This window comes from Arthrobacter livingstonensis, from assembly GCF_003219815.1.
Classification (GTDB): Bacteria; Actinomycetota; Actinomycetes; order Actinomycetales; family Micrococcaceae; genus Specibacter; species Specibacter livingstonensis.
The window spans coordinates 1-2798 of the sequence record NZ_QJVD01000078.1; the positions used below are offsets into that span (position 1 = coordinate 1).

The following is a 2798-nucleotide window of genomic DNA, read 5'->3' on the forward strand; positions in this document are numbered from 1 at the left end:
TCTTATCTGGGGAAATACAAATTTTTCCGTTGTTTCCCCTGATAGACCACTTGCGTACGCGTCCGTAAGGGAGCGCTGATCGGGCTAGTGGCATTACGCGGCGCTGTTCAGGTGTCGGGGCGGTGTCAGCGCTCGGATACGCAAATACCGGTAGCGCGGGACCGCGCCCGGACTTTGGTGCTCGAGGGTACTCGGGTCCCTCGCAGCGGGGTATCGGTGTATCTGCCCCTTCGAGTTGGAGCTAGAAGGGCGGATTTCCTGGTTTCGTGTCGTTGGGTTCGCCGGCGGGGACCCATCCGCCGCCGGGGTCGTCGAAGTCTTCCGGCCAAGGTGCCGGGCGGCCGCGATCGTCCCACCAGCCGGTTTCCTCGCCGGCGACCAGGAGCACGAGGTCATCCTGCTGCGTACGGGGGTGGCCGGGGTCGGCGGTCATGTTGTCTCCTGAGGGGTGTGGGGATCGCCGGTGGTGATCTGCTCGGTGGTGATGGTGGCCGGTTCGCACGCGATTCGCGCCTATCGGCGGACTGGGTGGCGATGCCATCCAGGATGTACCCCCGCTTGCCGTCGGTGAATCTGGATATTAGGTCCTTTGTTCATGGTCCTTCATTCCTCGGCGGCGCTGGGGGGGCCAAGCCGGCGGCGCAGTTGCAGATTCTCACTGTGCGCGACTTCCAGTGCTTCCCGTAGTTGGTGTACTTCGTCGCGGTGGCGGCGTTTGAGCTCGGCCAGTTGGGCGGTGAGGGTGCGCACCACACTGCTCGGTTCATCGCTATCGCCCCGGCCGGCCGCGGCGGGGGCCGTGGCCTGTTGTTGGGTGCGTAGCTGTTCTATCCGGCGGCGGATATCAGTGGTGGAGTAGAGGAAGTCCAGCGAGACGCCAGAGGTCTTGGCCAGACCGCGGAAGGTGACCGGCTGACCTTGCCGAACCATCTCCTGCAGGCCTTGTTCTGCGCGGGTTCTCGCGGCCACGCTCTTGCGGGCCGCGGCTTGTCGTAGGTTCTCGGGGTTGCCTCGCATCAGTGTTTGTTTTCCTGGTTCTCAGTGATGGGATCGGTGCGGGCGGTGACGCCGGCACCGCGCACGGCTTGAACTGTCCCGTCGGCGAGCCGGGTCTGTTCGAGTGTGACGATGACGCGGCCCAGCGCATCGTGTTCTTGCCGGCGGCCGGCCAGCCAGATGTTCTCTTCCCCCATCTGCTCACCAGTGCGCGCCAGGAAAGCCGTTCGGCGTTGGTCGATCAGCTCGGCGGTGCGGTCTTGTTGGGCCTGTAGCTCGGGCAGGAAACTGGCATCGGTGGCGAACTTGTCACATGTCAAACAGGCATTGCCTTTCGTGCACGTTTGTCGGGGTGGCAACAGGCACCAGCCGTTAGGCAAGATCCGGTCGCTGCGCCGGTCCAGCTCGAGCATGTCGTAAAGGTCTCGCGGGTCAATGTCGATGTTCTCGGCGCTGGCGGTGATCTTGCGGTAGCGCAGGAACTCCGCCTCGGCGGTTGATTGCAGCGTCTGCGCGTACGTCATCGTCATGGTCGGCGTGAGGTGTCCGAGGTGCCGCTGTACTACGTGCAACGGCACGCCGGCGTTGAGCAGGCCGGTGGCTACGGTATGGCGGAAGCGGTGAGTGCGGTTGAAATCAACCAGGCGGCCGGCACCGTCACGGATATCGAGCCGTTCGGCCAGGCGGGTCAACAAGTTCCGCAGCGTCAAGCTCGAATACGGGCGGTCGCCGTTGCGGTTCTTCATTGCCGCCAAGAACAGGTACTTAGGTATCTTGCCCGGCGCCCCGTATTCGGCGAAATGCCGGGCCGCCCACTGCTGCTGGGCATGGATGATCGTGACCACCTCCGCGTCCACCAACACTGTGTCGGGGCCGCCGTCGATCTTCGTCTGTTGATAGTGCAACTTGGCCACCGGCGCCTGCGTCTGTGGGTCCTCGCCTGGTTGCAGTGCCTTTAGCCCGGTCGAAGAGAGCGGTAGCAGCGGATCGGGGTCGAGCATGCAGATCTCGCTGACCCGTCGTCCCAGCAGCGCCATCAGCATGGTGATTCGCATGGCCTGCTCATCGCCAAATCCGCCCTCCTCGACGGGTGTCCCCAATAGTCCGAGCCCGGCCATCACCTTGCTCATGGCCTCGTCGTCGATGATCTGGCCTTCCAGGCGCGGGCGGGGCTTGCTGCCCAGTTCCCCGCGTCGGTAGAAACGGGTGTGCTCTGGCCCCAGTTGAGACCATCCCGGGTCAGTCAACGTGGCGGCCGCGTCGTCTTTGTTCTCGGTCATGAACGCATAGAACGCCTCCAGATCCCCGGCGGTTTTCTGGAGCGACGCTGGCGAGAGCCGCTGCCCGGCCCGCGGCCCGCGGGTGACGGACTTGGCGCGCACGTAACCCAGGAAGTCCAGCATCAGGCGACGGACCCCCGCCGCGTCGACAGCCAGGTGTGGGCCGGGGACGTTTTGACCCACGAGGAAAGTATCGAAGACGCGAATGGCCGCGGTCCTGCGGTGCACCGTGGACCAGGTCAGCATCCCGGTATCCAAGCCGACCTTGCAATGCCACTGGATAGCGAGACGAAGCCAGCCGGTGGAGATGGCATCGAAGTGCACCGCATACCTGCCCATTGGTTCGTGTTCGCGCAGCGGGATCCGGGGCTCCTCCACCGGATCCCACCGATCTCGTCGCCACCACGGGCCGGTGTCCAGCGCGGTCACCAGCAGCCGCATCATCCGCGACAACAACACGCGGACCTGCTGCGCCGTGGCCGTCGCCGGCAACCGGCCGGTGCGGCGATGCACCCCGAGTGA

At 64.8% G+C, this 2798-nt stretch carries 3 protein-coding genes; all 3 read right to left on the minus strand.

Features of this window, described 5'->3' with window-relative positions; genetic code table 11:
- Window positions 1–241 precede the first annotated feature (241 nt).
- A complete protein-coding gene (locus tag CVV68_RS22755; protein ID WP_110503254.1) occupies window positions 242–433 on the minus strand; it encodes a hypothetical protein in 192 nt (63 codons plus the stop codon).
- Between the two features lie 170 nt (window positions 434–603).
- Window positions 604–1017, minus strand: coding sequence for a DUF6262 family protein (locus CVV68_RS22760; RefSeq protein ID WP_110503255.1), 414 nt, complete (start codon window positions 1015–1017; stop codon window positions 604–606).
- Window positions 1017–2798: tyrosine-type recombinase/integrase (locus tag CVV68_RS22765; RefSeq protein WP_146239005.1), on the minus strand; the 1782-nt coding region annotated here is incomplete at its 5' end. The genes CVV68_RS22760 and CVV68_RS22765, both read right to left, overlap by 1 nt.